2 protein-coding genes and 1 pseudogene are annotated in these 2,479 nt (G+C 63.5%); all 3 read right to left on the bottom strand.

All coding sequences use genetic code 11. The features are described from left to right. Window positions 1-244 (bottom strand): methyltransferase domain-containing protein (locus tag ENZ74_RS28955; protein WP_127313191.1); only part of this gene is annotated, 244 nt, incomplete at its 3' end. A gap of 43 nt (window positions 245-287) precedes the next feature. Then, a complete protein-coding gene (gene ettA, locus ENZ74_RS28950; protein WP_013530923.1) occupies window positions 288-1,937 on the bottom strand; it encodes an energy-dependent translational throttle protein EttA in 1,650 nt (549 codons plus the stop codon). A gap of 164 nt (window positions 1,938-2,101) precedes the next feature. Further along, window positions 2,102-2,479 (bottom strand): annotated as a pseudogene (locus ENZ74_RS35840) (hypothetical protein); the annotation flags it as partial.

Below are 2,479 nucleotides of genomic sequence, written 5' to 3'. Positions count from 1 at the left end.
GATCAAAGGTGACCTCGGGCAAGCGAGCCCGCGCCTTCTCGATCATGTCGGGCGAAGTGTCGAAGCCGCTCACCTCAGCATCCGGCCAGCGCTCGACAAGCAGTTCGGTCGAGTTGCCCGGCCCGCAGCCGATGTCGACGACCCGGCGTGGAAAGTCGACGGGCACCTGCGCCACAAGATCCCGCGCGGGCCGCGTGCGCTCGTCTTCGAATTTCAGATATTGGGCGGCGGACCAATCAGCCATTTGAGCTCCTCATGCCGGTTGAGATCGCCGCCCGGAACCCCCCCTACCGCGTCAGCCTCTTGTAGGTCATGCGGTGCGGGTTGACGGCATCCGGCCCGAGGCGGCGGATCTTGTCCTGCTCGTAATCCTCGAAATTGCCCTCGAACCATTCGACATGGCTGTCGCCCTCGAAGGCGAGGATGTGCGTCGCCAGGCGGTCGAGGAACATGCGATCGTGCGAGATGATGACCGCGCAGCCACCGAAATTTTCCAGCGCGTCTTCGAGTGCGGCCAGCGTTTCGGTATCGAGATCGTTGGTCGGTTCGTCGAGCAGCAGCACATTGCCGCCGGTCTTCAACATCTTGGCCAAATGCACGCGGTTGCGCTGGCCGCCGGAGAGGTTGCCGACCTTCTGCTGCTGGTCGCCGCCACGGAAGTTGAACGACGCGCAATAGGCGCGCGTGTTGGCCTCGAACTTGCCGAGCTTGACCACTTCTGCGCCGCCGGAAATCTCTTCCCACACCGTCTTCGACGGATCGAGAGCATCGCGGCTCTGGTCGACATAGCCGAGCTTCACCGTTTCGCCGACGCGCACAGAACCCGCATCCGGCTTTTCCTGGCCGGTGATCATGCGAAACAGTGTCGTCTTGCCGGCGCCGTTCGGGCCGATGACGCCGACGATGCCGCCGGGCGGCAGCTTGAATTCCAGGCCGTCGATGAGCAGCGTGTCACCAAAGCCCTTCGACAGGCCTTCCGCCTCGATCACGACATTGCCGAGCCGCTCGCCGTGCGGGATGACGATCTGCGTATCGCTCGGACGCCGCTTGTCGGCTGCATCCAAAAGGTCCTGGAACGCCTGGATACGCGCCTTGGACTTGGTCTGGCGGGCCTTCGGGCTCGACTGGATCCATTCGCGCTCGCGGCCGATGGCGCGCTGGCGGGCATCGTCCTCGCGGCCTTCCTGCTTGAGCCGCTTGGCCTTGGCTTCGAGGTATTTGGTGTAGTTGCCCTCATAGGGAATGCCGCGGCCGCGATCGAGTTCCAGGATCCAGCCGGTGACGTTGTCGAGGAAGTAGCGATCGTGGGTGATGATCATCACGGCGCCCGGATAGGCACGCAGATGCTTTTCCAGCCATGCCGTGGTTTCGGCGTCGAGATGGTTGGTCGGTTCGTCGAGCAGCAGAAGGTCGGGCTGGCGCAGCAAAAGCTGGCAAAGCGCGACGCGGCGGCGCTCGCCGCCCGAAAGCTTGGTGACTTCCGAATCCTTGGGCGGGCAGCCCAGCGCTTCCATCGCCATCTCGACCTGCTGTTCGAGGTCCCATAGGTTCAGCCGGTCCATCTCGTCCTGGAGCTTGGCCGACTCGTCGGCCGTCTCGTCGGAATAGTTCATCATCAATTCGTTGTAGCGCTCGATGATGGCGGTCTTGGCGGCGACGCCTTCCATGATGTTTTCGAACACGGTCTTGTCCGGATCGAGCGCCGGCTCCTGCGCCAGGTAGCCGACAGTGGCGCCTTCGGCGAGCCACGCTTCGCCGTTCCACTCCTTGTCGAGCCCAGCCATGATCTTGAGGATCGTCGACTTGCCCGAACCGTTGGGGCCGAGGATGCCGATCTTGGCGTCCGGATAGAAGGAGAGATGGACATTCTCGAGCACCTTCTTGGTGCCATAGGCCTTGTTGAGGCCGGCCATGTGATAGATGAACTGGCGTGCCACGCGCGCTTTCCCTGAAAAACCGACTGGATTTGTCGAATTGAATGGAGGTTGGCCGCTATGTAGGCGATGCGGCGGCGAACGGCAATCGCTTTTGCCAGATCAGGCCAATCACACGGACAAGCTTGGACCGCTGCTCGTGCAGTCTGGGCGCCGTTCAGCCGCCCTTACTGGAACCCGATAGCGTCGACGGTGCCGGTCGGGCAGCCTGCCTTGTTGGTCGGCACCGAAGCCAGCAGCAGGTCCTTGAGCGCGCTGTTTGGGCCGATCGGGCCGGCGAGGCCGAGCGTCAGTTCGCCGATCAGCCGCCTGCCGCTCGACGGATCGATGACGCAGGAAACGCGCACGCGGTCCCCTGCTCCCGCCCCGAAGGCAGTGTCGAAAGCGCCGCTGGGTGAAGGTCAGCTGCTGCCGGAAACATGGCCGCAGCTGACCTTCACCCAGCGGCGCTCCGGATCGGCGCCCGGCACCAGGATGAGATAATGCGTCGGCGTCTCCTTGTTGCCGGCAAGCAACTGATAGCTCTGCCCGGCATCGGTCGAGAC

Source organism: Mesorhizobium sp. M7A.F.Ca.CA.002.15.2.1, from assembly GCF_003998715.1.
Classification (GTDB): Bacteria; Pseudomonadota; Alphaproteobacteria; order Rhizobiales; family Rhizobiaceae; genus Mesorhizobium; species Mesorhizobium ciceri.
Note: the sequence above shows the minus strand (reverse complement) of the source record. Positions and strands in the feature narration are given on the sequence as shown.